Origin of the sequence: Teichococcus aestuarii (genome assembly GCF_003116135.1) — a bacterium.
In the GTDB taxonomy this organism is placed as follows: Bacteria; Pseudomonadota; Alphaproteobacteria; order Acetobacterales; family Acetobacteraceae; genus Pseudoroseomonas; species Pseudoroseomonas aestuarii.
In genome coordinates this window covers 217673-232973 of sequence record NZ_PDOA01000003.1, presented here as the reverse complement: position 1 = coordinate 232973, position 15301 = coordinate 217673, and the positions used below count along the sequence as shown (strand labels likewise).

11 protein-coding genes and 1 tRNA gene are annotated in these 15301 nt (G+C 72.5%); 3 read left to right on the top strand and 9 right to left on the bottom strand.

Translation table 11 applies throughout. The features are described from left to right. Positions 1-11: 11 nt before the first annotated feature. The 8 genes from CR165_RS06520 to CR165_RS06485 all read right to left on the bottom strand — a co-directional run bounded on the left by CR165_RS06520 (position 12) and on the right by CR165_RS06485 (position 9560). Positions 12-2180: an alpha-ketoacid dehydrogenase subunit alpha/beta gene (locus CR165_RS06520; protein WP_109516160.1), complete on the bottom strand. Its 2169-nt coding sequence runs from the start codon at positions 2178-2180 to the stop codon at positions 12-14. 74 nt (positions 2181-2254) lie between these two features. Further along, positions 2255-4510 (bottom strand): N,N-dimethylformamidase beta subunit family domain-containing protein, encoded by a 2256-nt coding sequence (locus CR165_RS06515; RefSeq protein WP_109516159.1) that lies wholly within the window; start codon positions 4508-4510, stop codon positions 2255-2257. After that, entirely contained in the window at positions 4510-4854 is a 345-nt protein-coding gene (locus tag CR165_RS06510) for a hypothetical protein (RefSeq protein WP_109516158.1), read from the bottom strand. The genes CR165_RS06515 and CR165_RS06510 overlap by 1 nt, the downstream gene beginning before the upstream one ends. A 76-nt stretch (positions 4855-4930) precedes the next feature. Then, positions 4931-5992, bottom strand: coding sequence for an extracellular solute-binding protein (locus CR165_RS06505; protein WP_109516157.1), 1062 nt, complete (start codon positions 5990-5992; stop codon positions 4931-4933). Between the two features lie 52 nt (positions 5993-6044). Then, positions 6045-6758, bottom strand: a complete 714-nt coding sequence (locus CR165_RS06500) for a GntR family transcriptional regulator (protein ID WP_109516402.1) — start codon at positions 6756-6758, stop codon at positions 6045-6047. 5 nt (positions 6759-6763) lie between these two features. Continuing rightward, the gene (locus tag CR165_RS06495) at positions 6764-7603 is read right to left on the bottom strand and encodes an ABC transporter permease (protein WP_109516156.1); all 840 of its coding nucleotides are present in this window, start codon (positions 7601-7603) and stop codon (positions 6764-6766) included. Continuing rightward, a complete protein-coding gene (locus CR165_RS06490; protein ID WP_109516155.1) occupies positions 7600-8472 on the bottom strand; it encodes an ABC transporter permease in 873 nt (290 codons plus the stop codon). Before CR165_RS06490 ends, CR165_RS06495 begins: the two co-directional genes overlap by 4 nt. Further along, positions 8469-9560 (bottom strand): ABC transporter ATP-binding protein, encoded by a 1092-nt coding sequence (locus tag CR165_RS06485; protein ID WP_109516154.1) that lies wholly within the window; start codon positions 9558-9560, stop codon positions 8469-8471. The genes CR165_RS06490 and CR165_RS06485 overlap by 4 nt, the downstream gene beginning before the upstream one ends. 95 nt (positions 9561-9655) lie before the next feature. Between CR165_RS06485 and CR165_RS06480 the strand changes: the two genes are divergently transcribed. From CR165_RS06480 to CR165_RS06470, 3 genes are read left to right on the top strand one after another with little or no spacing between them, the layout of a single operon-like run. Then, complete coding sequence (locus CR165_RS06480) at positions 9656-11986, top strand: penicillin acylase family protein (protein WP_109516153.1); 2331 nt, start codon at positions 9656-9658, stop codon at positions 11984-11986. Further along, the gene (locus CR165_RS06475) at positions 11983-13494 is read left to right on the top strand and encodes an amidase (protein WP_245906180.1); all 1512 of its coding nucleotides are present in this window, start codon (positions 11983-11985) and stop codon (positions 13492-13494) included. The genes CR165_RS06480 and CR165_RS06475 overlap by 4 nt, the downstream gene beginning before the upstream one ends. After that, positions 13491-15074 (top strand): ABC transporter substrate-binding protein, encoded by a 1584-nt coding sequence (locus CR165_RS06470; protein ID WP_109516151.1) that lies wholly within the window; start codon positions 13491-13493, stop codon positions 15072-15074. Before CR165_RS06475 ends, CR165_RS06470 begins: the two co-directional genes overlap by 4 nt. A 133-nt stretch (positions 15075-15207) precedes the next feature. On the opposite strand, the gene CR165_RS06465 is transcribed toward CR165_RS06470, so the two are convergent. Beyond that, positions 15208-15283 (bottom strand) — tRNA-Phe (locus CR165_RS06465). Between the last annotated feature and the right edge of the window lie 18 nt (positions 15284-15301).

Below are 15301 nucleotides of genomic sequence, written 5' to 3'. Positions count from 1 at the left end.
CCGGAAGGCCTTCAGCCCATCAGCCGGCGCAACGCAGCCCCGATGCCGGAGGCGTTACTCAGCGCGGCCATGTTCAGCGGGCGCGACACCACGGGCGCGGCCGCGCCGCCGGTGACGCGCAGGATCTCGGCATCCAGCCAGTCGAAGCAGCGTTCCTGGATCTCCTGCGCAATGCGGGCGCCATGGCTGGTGCCGCGCGCCGTCTGCTCGGCGATCAGCACGCGGTTGGTGCGGCGCACGCTGGCCTCGATGGCCGGCCAGTCCAGCCCGCCGGGGTCGAGGCTGCGCAGGTCGATGATCTCGGCATCGATCCCGGTGGCCTCGGCGGCCTCGAGGCTGGCGGCGACCATGGTGGAGTAGGTGAGCACGGTGCAGGCCCGGCCCGGGCGAACGGTGCGCGCGGAGCCGAGGGGGATGATGTAGTCCCGGTCGTCGCCTGGCACCGGGCCGGTGGTCTGGAACAGGTCCTGGTGCTCGATCACCAGCACCGGGTCGTCGCAGCGCAGCGCCGCGTTCATCAGGCCGATATAGTCGTGCGGGGTGGAGGGGGAGACGATCCGCCAGGCCGGGTAGAGGGCGAAGAGCGCCGAGGGGTCCATCGAGTGCTGTGAGCCGTAGCCCGCCTGCGGCGAGACGCGGGCGCGCACCACCACCGGCACGCCGAAGCCGCCGCCGAACATGTGCGAGAACTTGCCGATGCCGTTGAACATCTGGTCGGCGGCGACGATGCAGAAATCGCCGAACATGATGTCCACCACGGGCCGCAGCCCGCAGGCGGCGGCGCCGAGCGCCATGCCGGTGAAGCCGTTCTCGCAGATCGGCGTGGGGAAGACGCGCTCGGGGAAGCGCTCCATCACCCCCCTGGTCGAGCCGGAGACGCCGCCGCGCAGCCGGTGCACATCCTCGCCGATGACGATGATGCGCGGGTCGCGCTCCATGTTGCGCAGCAGGGTGCTGGCGATGGCGTCGACATATTTCACCTCCACCCGCGCCGCGGCGGGCACGGAGGCCGTCTCCAGCACGCGGGCGCCGGCCAGCTCGGAGAGGTCGCCACGGATGCCGTTCTCGATCTCCGCCACATCGGGGAAGGCGCCGGCGCGGATCTGCGGCGTGTTGGAATCGCGCGGCATCTCGGTCAGCGCGGCGGCGGCCTCGGCCACCATGCGGGTGGCGCGCGCGTCGAGCGCGGCGAGGCCGGCCTCGTCCAGCACGCCGAGCGCCTTCAGCCGCGCCGGCATGGTGGCGAGCGGGTCGCGCGCCTGCCATTCCGCCTCCTCCTCCCGGCTGCGGTAGCCGAGCTGGCTGCCGAGCAGCGGGCCACTCTGGTGCAGGAAGCGGTAGAGGATGGCCTCGACGAAGACCGGCCCGCCCGTCTCGCGGATGGTCTGCACCGCCCATTGCATGGCCCGCCGCACGGCGACGAGATCCATGCCGTCGCACTCCACCGAGGGCACGCCGAACATGGCGCCGCGCGTGGTCAGCCGCGTCTCGCGCGTCTGCTCCCGGACATGGGTGGAGACGGCGTAGAAATTGTTCTCGAGGAAGAAGATGACGGGCAGGTTGTAAAGGGCGGCGAGGTTGATGGCCTCCATCGATTGCCCCGCCATCAGCGTGCCGTCGCCGAAGAAGGCGACCGAGACATGGTCGCGGCCCAGCACCTTGTCGGCCAGGCCGTAGCCCACGGCGTGGGGGAGGTTGCCGCCGATGATGGCGCTGGTGCCGACGATGCCCGCCGGCGCCCAGCGCATGTGCATGGAGCCGCCACGCCCGCCGCAGAAGCCTTCCGCCAGCCCCATGATCTCCGCCATGGCGCGGCGGACAAGGCCGCCCGCTTCCTCCACCGGCGCGTCCCGGCGCGGGTCGTAGCCGCCGGGGAGGGCGCTGTTCAGCAGCTTGGCCAGGATCTGGTGGTGCGCGCGGTGGGTGCCGTTCAGCTTGTCCTGCGTGCCGAGCACGGACATGGCGCCGACCGCGCCCGCCTCCTGGCCGATCGAGGCATGCGCCGGGCCATGCACCAGGCCCTGCCCGTGCAGTTCCAGGATCTTCTCCTCGAAGCGGCGGATGAGCAGGAGCTGCTCCATCCAGCGGGCGAGGGCGGCGGGGTCTTCCGCCGCCCAGTCGGCGTCATCCACCTCCAGCCGGAACCAGGGCGTGTCGGTGGCAATCGGGGTGCGCTGCATGGGAAGGCGTTTCCTGGGTTCCGCGCCTTGTGGCGGCGCTTCGCCCCCGCCGCGCGCGGCGGGAGGCTGTTCTGTCAGAGGTCGAAGCCCTCGAAGGGCGCGGGGTCGAGGAAGCGGCGGAGAACATTGCCCGTCAGGCGGCTGACGGAATTCTCGTAGCCATTGTGCGAGAGCGCGCAGGCCCAGGCGATGGAGCCGGTGGAGAAGACGGCGCCACCGCGCGCCGTGGGGAAGAAGGCGATGTCCGCGCGCACCTGCGCGTTCTGGTCGCCCATGGTGCCGCGGTGCAGGGTGCGCAGCTCCTCCAGCGTCGGCACGCCGCCATAGTCCAGCCGGTCCGCCGTGGCGAGCCAGAGGAGGTGCGGCGGCGAGCCGAGGGTGGGTTCCACCCGGTCCACCTCCAGCCCCGCCGCCCCGCCGCCGCGCAGGCCGAAATCGCCGAGCGGCGCGTCGAGGTCGATGCCTTCCACCGCCCAGGCGATGCGCGGGTCGCGCGCGGGTTCGCGCCATTCATAGGGGTAGGAGCGGGTGAAGACCTGCGCGTCGAAGCCGACGCCGACAAGGCGCTGCGGCGGGCGTCCGCTGGCGCGCCAGAGGCCGGAGGGCTCGCCGGTGAAGGAGAGGGCGTTCTCGCCCGGCTCGCCCTCCCAGGTGCGCAGCCCGATCATGCCGCGGCGGATCTCCATGGCATGCGGCTCGGTCGGGTGCCAGCCGATGCGCCAGTAGAAGCCGTTGCCGCCGAGATAGATGTGGCGGCCGCCGCCACGCTGGTAGGCATCGAAAGCCTCGATCATGGAGCGGCTGAAATACTCGGGATGCGAGCCGGTGATGACGCAGCGATAGGGGGCGAGCGTCTGCGCGCCGTGGCGGTGGATGTCGTCATCCGTGACGATGTCGTAGTCCTGGCCGATCTGTTCCAGCCAGTCGAGGATGTGCGTGTCGTTGCCGTAGTTGAAGGTGGCGCCGCGCGGCCGCATGTTCAGGATGGGGCGCTTCGCCGTGGAGTAGCACCAGCCGCTGCCGTCGCTGTGCGTGTCGTAGGTGGAGAGACCGAGCTCGCGGTGCTCCTGCAGGTAGACATCGTCGCGCGAGAGGGCGATGAGGCCTTCCAGCATGGCCTCCGCATGCACCTGGTCCAGCCGCAGCGCGCTGTTGGCATAGGCCAGGAAGGTGGCGGTGCTGGCGACGAAGGCGAGCTTCGCGCGCGGCCTGCCGAGCGGCGCGCGGACGAAGAAGGCGACAAAGCTCTCCACCGGATCCTCGCCGCCCTGCCGCGCGCGCAGGCGCAGCGCGTAGAAGCCGCTGCGCCAGTCCTCGGGGATGGTGAGGCGGAGATCCGGTGACCAGCCTGCGTCGTGCATGTCGTCGCTGTGGAAATGGATGGCGCCGTAGAGTTCCGGCGCCTCGGTCCACTGCACGGTGCGGCCATCCCAGTTGGCGCCGGTGGCCGCGCGCATCGGCATCTGGCGCAGCCTTCCGTCCAGCCGGTTGGCGGAGAGGTCGCGGATGATGTCGGTGGACATCTCGCGCGAGAAATCCCAGGCGCCGACCAGGTCGGGCTCGGCGGGGGAGGGCGTCAGGCTCTCGGCCAGGGCGCGCAGCGCGGCCTCGTCGCGGGCGGCGGAGAGCAGGCGCGGGCGGTCGATCTTGCCGTCGAAATGCCCGGCGGTGCGGGGTGCCGCGCCCGCCTCCAGCGCATGGGCGGCGATGACGAGGGCCGTATCCGCCGGCCAGGCAATCTCCCTGGGGGCCTCGGCGCTGGCCATGCCGCCCGTGTCGCGCCCGGCCTGGGCGTCGAGGCTGGACTGGAAGACGGTGATCCGCCCCTGCGCCGGATCGTAGCAAGCACCGACAAAAATCCACTCCCGCTCCAGCACCGGGCGCGGCGCGGTGACGCGCCAGAGGCGGCCCTGCGCGCCGAGAGTGAATTCGAGCCGCGCCTCGGCATCCAGCGCGAGGCGCCAGCCCTCCGCCGTGTCGTCGCGCCAGCGGGAGAGCAGCGTCTGCGGGCCGGTGCCGGGCGCGGTGGGGTGGATGAAGGCGGCCACCGAGAGCGCGCCCGGCCGGTTCAGCGCCGGCGCATCGGGGATGAGGGCGCAGGAGCCGGGGCGGAGCGGCTGGTGGCGCAGCGCCACCGGCCCGTCGAGCGGCGTGCCGGGTTGGTGGAAGCGAAGGCCCGGCCCGTCCGGGTCCGGGTCGGCGCAGCGGACGCGCAGCAGCGTGGCCTCGGCCCCTTCCAGCGTGGCGCTGGAGAGATGGAAGGCCACCTCCTCCCCGGGGGAGACGACGAGCGGCCAGGCATAGCCGAGAACGGCGGTGGTGTCGGTCATCAGGGCGTGGTCCTGCTGGGCGCCAGCGTCTGGCCGGTCAGCGCTTCCCAGCGCAGGGCGAAGACGGCCCACTCGGCCTCGGCCAGGCTGGTGAAGACTTGGTTGGGGAAGGTCTCCACCGGCGCGCCGCGGCGGCCGGGCATGCGCGCCAGCATCCAGCGGCGGTTCGGCTCCAGCACCACGAGCACGTGGCGGCGGCCGACGCCGGACCAGCGCATCCGGTGCAGCAGCTTCTGCAGTTCGTCGCTGTGCGGGCCGCGCGGCTTGCGGCGGAATTCCTCGACGAGGTCGAGCCGGCTCGGGTCCACCGGCCAGTGTGCCGCCTCGGGGTGGTTCACCAGCATGAAGGGCGGGTTTCCGTGAGAGGGGTGGCGCGGGCGGGCCCGTGCGGCCCGCCCGTGGGATCGGTCAGTGGGCCGGTCAGCGGGTCAGCCAGTTCACCCAGCGCTCGCGCATGGCGTTGCGGTTGGCGGCGATCCATTCGTAGTCGGCGATCACCAGCCGGTCCCAGTTCTCGGGCCAGGAGGCGCGGTAGCGGCGCTCCGCCTCGGGCACCAGCGCGGCGGTCTCGCGGTTGTTGCTGTCGAAGGAGACCTTCTCGCTGAAGGGCAGGTGCTCCTTCGGGTTCTGCACGAAGAACTTCAGGAAGCGCATGGCGTTGGCGGTGTTCGGCCCGCCCTTCAGCACCGCCCAGTTGCCGACGTCGCGGATCGCGCCGTTCCAGGTGAAGTCGAACTCCCCGCTCTTGGCCAGCGGCACGGCGCGGGAGGAGTAGAGCACGCTCATCACCGCGTCGCCGCCGCGCAGGATCTGCATGGAGTTGTCGCCGCTCTTCCACCAGGCGGCGACATGCGGCTTGATCGTGTCCAGCTTGCGGTAGGCGCGGTCGAGATCCATCGGGAAGAGCTTGTCGCGCGGCACGCCATCGGCCATCAGCGCCGCCAGCGGCAGCCACCATTCGCGGTCGCCCGTATCCGGCAGGGAGCGGGGGCCGGGAAACTTCGCCACGTCAAAGAACTCCGCCCAGGAGGCGGGGCCGCCATTGGGGAAGGCCTTTTTGCTCCAGGTGATGGCCATGCCGCCAGCGGTGCGGATGATGCCGGTGGGGAAGCAGCCACCGGGCAGGGCGTGCTGCGTCATGGCCGGCGTGGTGCAGTCCACCGGCGCCAGGATGTCGGCGTGCTGGATCAGGTCGGGCGGGGTGGCGGTCACCACGTCGAAGGGGATGTTGCCGCTGCGCTGCCCGGCGCGGGCGCGCGCCCACTGGTCCGGCAACTCGATCGGGATGGAGCGGACGCGGATGCCCTGCTCCTGCTCGAAGCGGCGGTAGAAATGCTCCTGCAGGCTGCGTTCCATCAGCCCGCCGGTGGCGCAGACCACCACCTCGCCCGAGCCGCGCCGGGCGAGCGATGGCTTCGCCAGGCCCGCCGACCCCGCGCCCAGCGCGGTGGCCGCCAGAAGTGTTCTCCGTGTCACGCCCATGCCCTGTCTCCTGTCCTTGCCGGTTGAGAGAGGACCTGGCCGCCGCCGGGGATCAGCCGGGGGTGGTCCAGGCCGTGTCGCGTTCCATGCGGCCGAGGAGCGCGACGAGATTGGCGCCGCCCTCCATCAGATCCGCGCGCAGGGCGGCGCGGGTCGCCTTCGGGTCCCGCGCGCGCAAGCCGTCGATGATGTCGAGGTGCCGGTGCCGGCCGGGGTAGCTCGGCCGCGCATCGGGGTAGAGGAAGGCGTGCATCGGCCCGTTGCGCAGCCAGATGCTCTCGATGATGGCGAGCAGCTCCGGCATGGCGGCGGCCGCGTAGAGGGTGTGGTGGAAGGCCCAGTTGGCGCGGTTGGCGGCGGTCGCTTCGCCCGCCTCCTCGGCCGCGGCCAGGGCGGTGTTGGCGCGCTCCAGCGCGTCGAGGTCGGAGGGAGTGATGCGCAGCGCGGCGGCCTCGGCGGCCAGCCCCTCCAGCTCCAGGCGGATGGTGCGCAGCTCCAGATACTGCTCCAGGCTGAGGCCGGCGACGGTGATGGAGCGCGCCGCCTCCAGCCGCAGCGCGCGCTCGCGGGCGAGCTGCACCACCGCCTCCCGCACCGGCGTCTCGGAGACCTGCATGGCGGCGGCGAGGTCGCGGATCTTGAGCCGCTGGCCGGGGCGCATGCGGCCCTCGAACAGGGCGCTGCGCAGCTCGTCATAGACACGCCCCGCCAGGTTCTCCCGGCCGACGGGGGCGACGAAATCGAGCACGTTTGCCGCTTCGGGCATGGTCTTCATGGTCCTGGGTCCGGTGCCGTGCCGGCGGCCCGCGCCCTCCGCTCCAGGCTGCGCTTCAGCCCGTAGCCGAGCAGCAGCGCGAGGATGGTGAGGGCGGTGAGCATGGTCGCCACGGCGGCGAGGGTGGGCGAGATGTTGAAGTCGATATCCTCGAACATCTTGCGGGGCAAAGTCTTGCGGTCGAGATCCGAGATGAAGAAGGAGACCACCGCCTCGTCGAAGGAGATGATGAAGGCGAAGAGGGCGGCGGAGACGAGGCCCGGCGCGATCAGCGGCAGGGTGACGTGGCGGAAGGCGCGGATGGGCCCCGCGCCGCAGGACAGCGCCGCGCGCTCCAGATCCACGTCGAAGCGGTAGAGCGCCGCCAGCACGGTGAAGACCACGAAGGGCAGGGCGAGCACGGTGTGCGCCATGGCGAAGCCGAGCAGCGTGCCGGTGAGCCGCAACTGCTCGAACACCAGGAACATGGCGACGGCCAGCGCGATGTGCGGCACGATGACGGGGCCGATCACCAGCAGCTCGATGAAGCCCTTGCCCGGCAGCCGCCCGCGCACCAGGGCGAGGGCCAGCATGGTGCCGATGAGGGTGGCGCAGACCGCCGAGATGAGCCCCGCCTCGGCGCTGAAGAGGGTGGCGCGCAGCCAGTCGCTGTCCTCGAAATAGGCGGCGTACCAGCGCAGCGAGAAGCCTTTCGGCGGGAAGCTCAGCAGCCGCTCCGGCCCCACCGACATCGGCGCGATGATCAGCGTCGGCAGCAGCAGGAATACCGTGACGGCATAGGCCGCCGCGTTCAGCGCCATCCGCCCGGCGCGGTTGTGTGTCCGCGCGGCGCTCATGCGGACCCCACGAAGCGGTCCAGCCGCACCGCGCGCTTGAACAGCAGGGTGAGGGCCAGCACGAAGACCAGCAGGATGCCGACCAGCGCGCCGGCGAAGGGCCAGTCCAGCATCTCCCGCACCTGCTGCGAGACGAGGGTGGCGATCATCATCTGCTGCGGCCCGCCGATCAGCGCAGGCGTGACGAAGAAGCCCAGCGCCAGCAGGAAGACCATCAGGCAGCCGGAGGTGACGCCGGGCAGCGCCAGCGGCCAGATCACCTCGCGGAAGGTGGCCCAGGGCGAGGCGCCGAGCATCTGCGCCGCGCGCGGATAGTCCTCCGGGATGCCCTTCAGCGCCGAGTAGATGGGCAGCACCATGAAGGGCAGCAGCACATGCGCCATGGCCAGCACCACCGCGCCCTCCGTGTAGAGCAGGCGGATGGGCGCCTCGGTCAGCCCTAGCTGTTGCAGGAGCTGGTTCACCACGCCGTTGCGCTGCAGCAGCACCATCCAGGCATAGGTGCGCACCAGCACGGAGGTCCAGAGCGGCAGCAGCACGGCGGCGGCGAGCAGGGCGAGGCCCAGCCCGCGGCTGCGCGACATCACCCAGGCCATCGGCCAGGCGAGCAGCAGCGCCAGCGCCGTCACCAGCGCCGCGATGCGGAGCGTGCGCAGCATGACGCGCAGATAGACCGGCTCGGCGAAGGCGCGGGCGTAATGCTCGGTGGTGGGGGCGGGGACGAACAGGCTCTCATGCAGCAGCGTCGCCAGCGGCAGGATGAAGATGATGGCGACGAGCAGCAGGAAGGGCGCCGCCAGGGCCAGGCTGGCCGCCGGGCTGTAGCGGCGCCCGCCGAGCCGGAAGCGGGAGGGGCGGCGCGCGCTCACGCGCGGAAGGCCCTGGCGTCGGCCGCCTGCCAGGCGAGGCGCACCGTCTCGCCCGGGCGCGGCTCGTGCAGCCCGGCGCCGGCGGGGATGCGGGCGCGGAGCGGCTGGCCGAAGGCGCCTTCCAGCATCAGCGTGGTGGCGTTGCCGGCATAGATCGCCTCCGCCACGCGGGCGGTGGTGCCTTCGGCGGTGGCGGGCAGCACGCGCAGCCGCTCCGGACGCAGCGCCACCTTGATGCGGCCGCCGGCGGGCAGCGCCTCGGCGGCGATGGCGGGCAGGCTGCCGCCGCCCGTGAGCGCGACCGTCACGGACTCACCGGATGCGGCGGCCTGGGCGAGCTGCCCCTCGCAGAAATTCGTCTCGCCGATGAAGCCGGCGACGAAGGCGGTCTGCGGCGCCTCGTAGAGATCGCGCGGCGTGCCGAGCTGTTGCAGCCGCCCGTGGTCCAGCACGGCGATGCGGTCGGCCATGGTCAGCGCCTCCGTCTGGTCGTGGGTGACGAAGATGACGGTGATGCCGATGCGCTGCTGGAGATGCTTGATCTCGATCTGCATCTCCTCGCGCAGGTTCTTGTCCAGCGCGGAAAGCGGCTCGTCCATCAGCAGCACGCGCGGCTGGTAGACGATGGCGCGGGCGATGGCCACGCGCTGCTGCTGCCCGCCCGAGAGCTGCGCCGGCCGGCGCCCGCCCATCTCGCCGAGCCGCACCGTGGCCAGCGCCGCGCGGGCGCGCTCCTCCCGCTCGGCGCGGCCGACGCCGCGCATCTTCAGCGGGAAGGCGATGTTCTCCAGCACGCTCATATGCGGGAACAGCGTGTAGCGCTGGAACACCATGCCGAGGTTCCGCCGGTTCGGCGGCGTCCAGGTCACCTCCTCCTGCCCGATCAGGATGCGGCCCGCATCCGGGAACTCGAAGCCGGCGATGGACATGAGGATGGTCGTCTTGCCCGAGCCGGAAGGGCCGAGCAGGGCGAGGAACTCGCCGGAGCTGACCTCCAGCGAGACATGGTCCACCGCGTTCACCGGCCCGAAGCGCTTCACCAGCCCCTCGACCGCCACGCGGCCCGCCAACCCGTCCGTTCCGCCCATTCGGCTCCCCTGGCCCCGATCCGGAAACAGAGTATTTGATATATCGACAAGACCCGCAAGCCGGTTCCACACTCCCCGCAGACAGGGAGGACGGCATGACCGGAGTGGATGCGCGGATGCTGGAGGCGGCGCTGCCGCCGCTGGAGGGGGAATTGCGGGTGCCCGGCCTGGAGGGGCCGGTGGAGATCCTGCGGGATGCCTATGGCATTCCCCATCTGCGCGCCGGCGGCACGGGCGATGCCTGGTTCGCCCTCGGCTTCGTCCACGCGCAGGACCGGCTGTTCCAGATGGAGCTGACGCGGCGGCGCGCCCTGGGCCGGGCTGCCGAATGGCTCGGCGCCGGCGCGGCGGAGGCGGATATGCTGGTCCACCGCCTCGGCATGGAGGCCGCCTGCCGGCGCGACCACGCGGCGCTGGGCGGGGCGGCGCGGGCCATGCTCGACTCCTACGCGGCGGGGGTGAACGCCTTCCTCGCCTCCGGCGCGCCGCTGCCGGTGGAGTACGCGCTGCTCGGCGCCACGCCGGAGCCCTGGGAGGGCTGGCACAGCATCGCGGTGATGCGCCGCCTCGGGCTGCTGATGGGCTCGGTGTGGTTCAAGCTGTGGCGCGCCGCGGCGCTGCCGGTGGTGGGGGCGGAGCGCGTCGGGCTGCTGCGCTACGATGATGGCGGGGGGGACCTGCTCTGCATCCCGCCCGGGGTGGAGGCGGCGCGCTACGAGGCCGATCTCGCGGCGCTGGCGCCCGCCCTCCGCGCGCTGCTCGACTCGCTCGGCGTGCAGGGCGACGAGACGGGGGGCGGCAGCAACAACTGGGCGGTCGCGCCCTCGCGCAGCGGCACCGGGCGGCCTGTCCTCGCCGGGGACCCGCACCGGGTCTTCGAGATCCCCAACATGTATGCGCAGCACCATGTGGCCTGCGACGCCTTCGACATGATCGGCCTCACCGTGCCGGGCGTGCCGGGCTTCCCGCATTTCGCGCAGAACGGCCGCGTGGCCTATTGCGTGACGCACGCCTTCATGGACATCCACGACGTCTTCCTCGAGCGCTTCTCGGAGGATGGCGCACGGGTGATGCAGGCGGGCGCCAGCGGGCCGGCCAGCGGGCCAGAATGGGTGCCCGTCATCCGGCGCGAGGCGGAGATCGCGGTGCGCGGCGCGCCGCCCCGCCGCTTCGAGATCCTGGAGACGCCGAACGGCCCGGTGATCGCGGGCGATGCGCGGGCGGGCACGGCGCTCTCGCTGCGCTCCGTGCAGTTCGCCGAGACGGACCTCTCCTTCGACTGCCTGCCGCGCATGACGCAGGCCACCGGCGTCGAGGATCTGTTCGAGGCGACGCGCGGCTGGGGGCTGATCGACCACAACCTCGTCGCCGCCGACACGGGCGGGCATATCGGCCATCTGGTGCGCGCCCGCGTGCCGCGCCGCGGGCGGGAGAGCGGCTGGCTGCCCATGCCGGGCTGGACGGGCGAGCATTCCTGGCGGGGCTGGATCGGGCATGACGAGATGCCGCGCGCCATCGACCCGGCGGAGGGGCTGATCGTCACCGCCAACAACCGCGTGGTGGCGGATGACCACCCGGACTACCTCTGCACCGATTGCCACCCGCCCTACCGCGCCGCGCGCATCCTGGAGGAACTCCGCGCCAACCCGGCCTTCCGCGCGGAGGATGCCGGGCGGCTGCATGGCGACACGCTCTCGGCCAATGCGCTGCTGTTCCAGCAGCGCCTCGCCGCGCTGCCCGAGCCGGAGGGGGCGGCGGGCGCGCTGCGCGCCCGGCTGCTGGCCTGGGACGGGCGGATGGAGGCCGGCGCCACCGAGCCCGGCGCCTATGTCGCGCTGCGCCGCGCGCTGACGCGCATCCTGGCCGAGCGCAGCGGGCTCTCGGGCGCCGGCGGCCATCCCTGGCTGGCCGTGGCGCCCAGCGTGGTGCCGATGAACCAGCTCTGGTGGACCCTGCCCAACCTGCTGCGGCGCGACGATGCCGCGCTGCTCGATGGCTGGAGCTGGGACCAGGCCCTCGGCGCCGCGCTGCGCGAGGTGGCGGAGACGGAAGGGGAAACCCCCTGGGGCGAGGCGCACCGGCCGCGCTTCGCCCATCCGCTCTCCGCGCTGTTCCCCGAGGCGGCGCCGCTGCTCGACCCGCCCGCGCTGCCGATCGGTGGCGACAACGACACGGTGCTGGCCAACGGCCTGCTCGCCGCCGCCGGGCCCGCCGCCGCCTATGGCGCCCTGGCGCGCTACGCCTTCGACGTGGGGGATTGGGACAACAGCCGCTGGGCGGTGTTCCACGGCGTCTCCGGCCATCCCGGCAGCCCGCACTTTACGGACCAGCACGCCGAATGGGCGGCCTGCCGCATGGTGCCGATGCTCTATGGCTGGGAGGCGGTCCGCAAGGCGGCGCGCGCCACCCAGGTGCTGCGCCCGTGAGCGGGCCGGCAACCGGCCTGCCCGCCGCCATCGCCACGCCGGAGCTGTGCCGGATCGGCGCCGTGCCGCTCGCCGCCATGATCCGCCGTCGCGAGGTCTCGGCGCGCGAGGTCATGGCCACCTATCTCGACCACATCGCGGCCGTGAACCCGCATGTGAACGCCATCGTCTCGCTGCGACCGCGCGCCGCGCTGCTGGCCGAGGCGGAGGCGGCGGACGCGGCCGTGGCGCGCGGCGAGGCCACCGGCCCGCTGCACGGGCTGCCGCAGGCGATCAAGGACCTGGCCGCGACGAAGGGGCTGCGCACCACCCTCGGCTCGCCGCTCTTCGCGGAGCAGGTGCCGGAGGAGGACGCCATCTTCGTCGCCCGCATGCGCGCGGCGGGGGCCATCATCATCGGCAAGACCAACGTGCCGGAATTCGGCTACGGCTCGAACAGCTACAACCCGGTCTTCGGCCTGACCCGCAATGCCTGGGACCCCTCGCGCGTCGGCGGCGGCTCCAGCGGCGGGGCGGGGGTGGCGCTGGCCACGCGGATGCTGCCCGTGGCCGATGGCGGCGACATGGGCGGGTCGCTCCGCAACCCCGCGGCCTTCAACAACGTCTATGGCTTCCGCCCGAGCCAGGGCCGCGTGCCGGCCGACACGCCGGACCCCTTCTACGGCCAGATGGCGGTGGAAGGCCCGATGGGCCGCAGCGTGCGGGACGTGGCGATGCTGCTCTCCGTGCAGGCCGGGTACGACCCCCGCGCGCCGCTCTCGCTGGAGGCGCCGGGCTACCGCTACGAGGACCGGCTGGAGGAGGGCCGGGCGGCGCCGCTGCGCTGCGGCTGGCTGGGCGACCTCGGCGGCCACCTGCCCTTCGAGCCGGGCGTGCTGGCGCTGTGCGAGGCGGCGGCCGGGCTGTTCCGGCAGGCGGGCGGCAGCGTCGAGCCGGCGCGGGTGGAATTCGACCCCGAGCGGCTGTGGCGCGCCTTCGTCACCCTGCGGCAGCAGAGCATCGGCGGCCGGCACGACGCCGCCTGGCGCGACCCGGCGCAGCGCCGCCTGCTGAAGCCCGAGGCGATCTGGGAGATCGAGGGCAGCCACCGCCTCTCGGCGCTCGATGCCTACAAGGCGGGGCTGGAGCGGGGCGCCTGGTACAAGGCCTTCACCGCCCTGTTCGCGCGCTTCGACGTGCTGCTGATCCCCGCCGCGCAGGTCTTCCCCTTTCCGGCGGAGGTGACCTGGCCGCGCGAGGTCGGCGGCCGCGCCATGGACAGCTACCACCGCTGGATGGAGGTGGTGGTGGGCGCGACCATGGCGGGCTGCCCGGCCATCAGCGTGCCGGCGGGCTTCGACGCGCGCGGCCTGCCGATGGGGCTGCAGGTCATCGGCCCGCCGCGTGGCGACCTCCGCGTGCTGCAGGCCGCCGCCCGCTACGAGGCCGCCTGCCCCTGGACCGGCCGCCTGCCGCCCTGGCTGGACGCGCCCCCCGCCACCACCCCCGCTCAGGAGATGCAGCCATGAAACGCCGTGACCTTCTGGCCCTCCCGGCCGCCCTGCTCGCCGCGCCGAATGTCGTGCGCGCGCAGGGCACGGCGGGGGCGCGCAGCCTGCTCCGCTTCGTGCCGCAATCCGACCTCGCCTTGCTGGACCCGGTGTTCAACACGGCGCTGGTGACGCGCAACCACGCCATGATGGTCTATGACCAGCTCTACGGCCTGGACGAATCCTACGAGCCGCGTCCGCAGCTCGTGGAAGGGCATGTCATCGAGGATGAGGGGCGGCGCTGGCGCATCACGCTGCGCGAGGGGCCGGTCTTCCACGACGGCACGCCGATCCGCGCGGTGGACGCCATCGCCAGCATCGCGCGCTGGAGCCAGGCGGATGTGCTGGGGCAGGGCATCCGCGCCATCACCGAGGAGATGACCGCCGTCTCCGACCGGGTGTTCGAGATCCGGCTGCGCCGGCCCTTCCCGCTGCTCGCCGCCGCCCTGGCCAAGCCCTCCTCCTTCTGCCCGGTGATGCAGGAGCGCTTCGCCCGCAACCCGCCCGCGACGCAGGTGACGGAGATCGTCGGCAGCGGACCGTTCCGCTGGATCGCGGGCGACCGCCTGGCCGGGGTGCGCGCGGCCTATGAGCGCTTCGAGGGCTATGTGCCGCGCAACGAGCCGCCGAGCTTCCTCGCCGGCGGCAAGCGCGCCTATCTCGACCGCGTGGAGTGGCACACCCTGCCGGACGTGGCGACGGCGGCCGCCGCCTTGCAACAGGGCGAGGTGGATTGGTGGGAGCAGCCCTCGCCGGACCTGCTGCCGCTGCTGCGCCGCAACCGCAACATCCGCCTGGAGGTGAAGGACAGGAGCGGCTCCATGGGGATGATCCGCTTCAACCACCTGCAGCCGCCCTTCGACAACCCGGCCATCCGCCGCGCCTTCCTCCCCGGCATCCGCCAGGCCGACTACATGACCGCGGTGCTGGGCGAGGACCGCTCGCTGTGGAACGACCGCTGCGGCTTCTTCCTCCCCGGCAGCCCGCTGGCCACCGAGGTGGGGCTGGAGGCGATGGAGGGCGCGCCCGACCATGACAAGGTGAAGCGCAACCTGGAAGCCGCCGGCTACAAGGGCGAGCGCGTCGTCTTCGTCGTGCCGACGGACAATGCCCGGCTGAACGCGATGAGCGAGGTTGCCGGCGACATGTTCCGCCGCAGCGGCGTCAATCTCGACTACCAGGCGGGCGACTGGGGCACCATCGCCGCGCGGGTGAACAACCGCGGGCCGCTGGACAAGGGCGGCTGGAGCGTGTGGTGCAACACCATTCCCGGCATCATCGCCACCAGCCCGGCCACGCAATCCTACCTGCGGGGGCCGGGCAAGGCGGGCACCTTCGGCTGGCCGGACCTGCCGAAGATCGAGGCGCTGCGCAACCAGTTCATGGATGCCACCGACCCTGCGGAGCAGAAGCGCCTGGCCGAGGCGATGCAGCGTCAGGCCTTCGAGGACATCCCCTACCTGCCGACGGGCGCCTTCACCCAGCCCACGGCGTTCCGCGCCAATGTGACGGGGATGCTCAACGGTTTCCCGATCTTCCACAACGTCCGCAAGGGCTGAGCAGGGCGCGGCGCGGCCCCGCGCCCTGGCGCGGAGGCCCGCTGCGCGGGCTCCCCGGCCGGGAGCGCCGGCGCGGCTGCCGTATCACGGCAAGACGCCTGCGGTCACGCTCGTCTCAAAGGGGAGAAGGAGATGGTGCCCAGAGCCGGAATCGAACCAGCGACACTGCGATTTTCAGTCGCATGCTCTACCAACTGAGCTATCTGGGCCCATGCTTGAGCGCCCTC

Bases quoted from the DNA above. Each gene is read 5' to 3' on its own strand.
- CR165_RS06495 (WP_109516156.1), bottom strand. From the start codon at position 7,603: ATGAGCGCCGCGCGGACACACAACCGCGCCGGGCGGATGGCGCTGAAC.
- CR165_RS06510 (WP_109516158.1), bottom strand. From the start codon at position 4,854: ATGCTGGTGAACCACCCCGAGGCGGCACACTGGCCGGTGGACCCGAGC.
- CR165_RS06515 (WP_109516159.1), bottom strand. From the start codon at position 4,510: ATGACCGACACCACCGCCGTTCTCGGCTATGCCTGGCCGCTCGTCGTC.
- CR165_RS06505 (WP_109516157.1), bottom strand. From the start codon at position 5,992: ATGGGCGTGACACGGAGAACACTTCTGGCGGCCACCGCGCTGGGCGCG.
- CR165_RS06500 (WP_109516402.1), bottom strand. From the start codon at position 6,758: ATGCCCGAAGCGGCAAACGTGCTCGATTTCGTCGCCCCCGTCGGCCGG.
- CR165_RS06470 (WP_109516151.1), top strand. From the start codon at position 13,491: ATGAAACGCCGTGACCTTCTGGCCCTCCCGGCCGCCCTGCTCGCCGCG.
- CR165_RS06485 (WP_109516154.1), bottom strand. From the start codon at position 9,560: ATGGGCGGAACGGACGGGTTGGCGGGCCGCGTGGCGGTCGAGGGGCTG.
- CR165_RS06520 (WP_109516160.1), bottom strand. From the start codon at position 2,180: ATGCAGCGCACCCCGATTGCCACCGACACGCCCTGGTTCCGGCTGGAG.
- CR165_RS06480 (WP_109516153.1), top strand. From the start codon at position 9,656: ATGACCGGAGTGGATGCGCGGATGCTGGAGGCGGCGCTGCCGCCGCTG.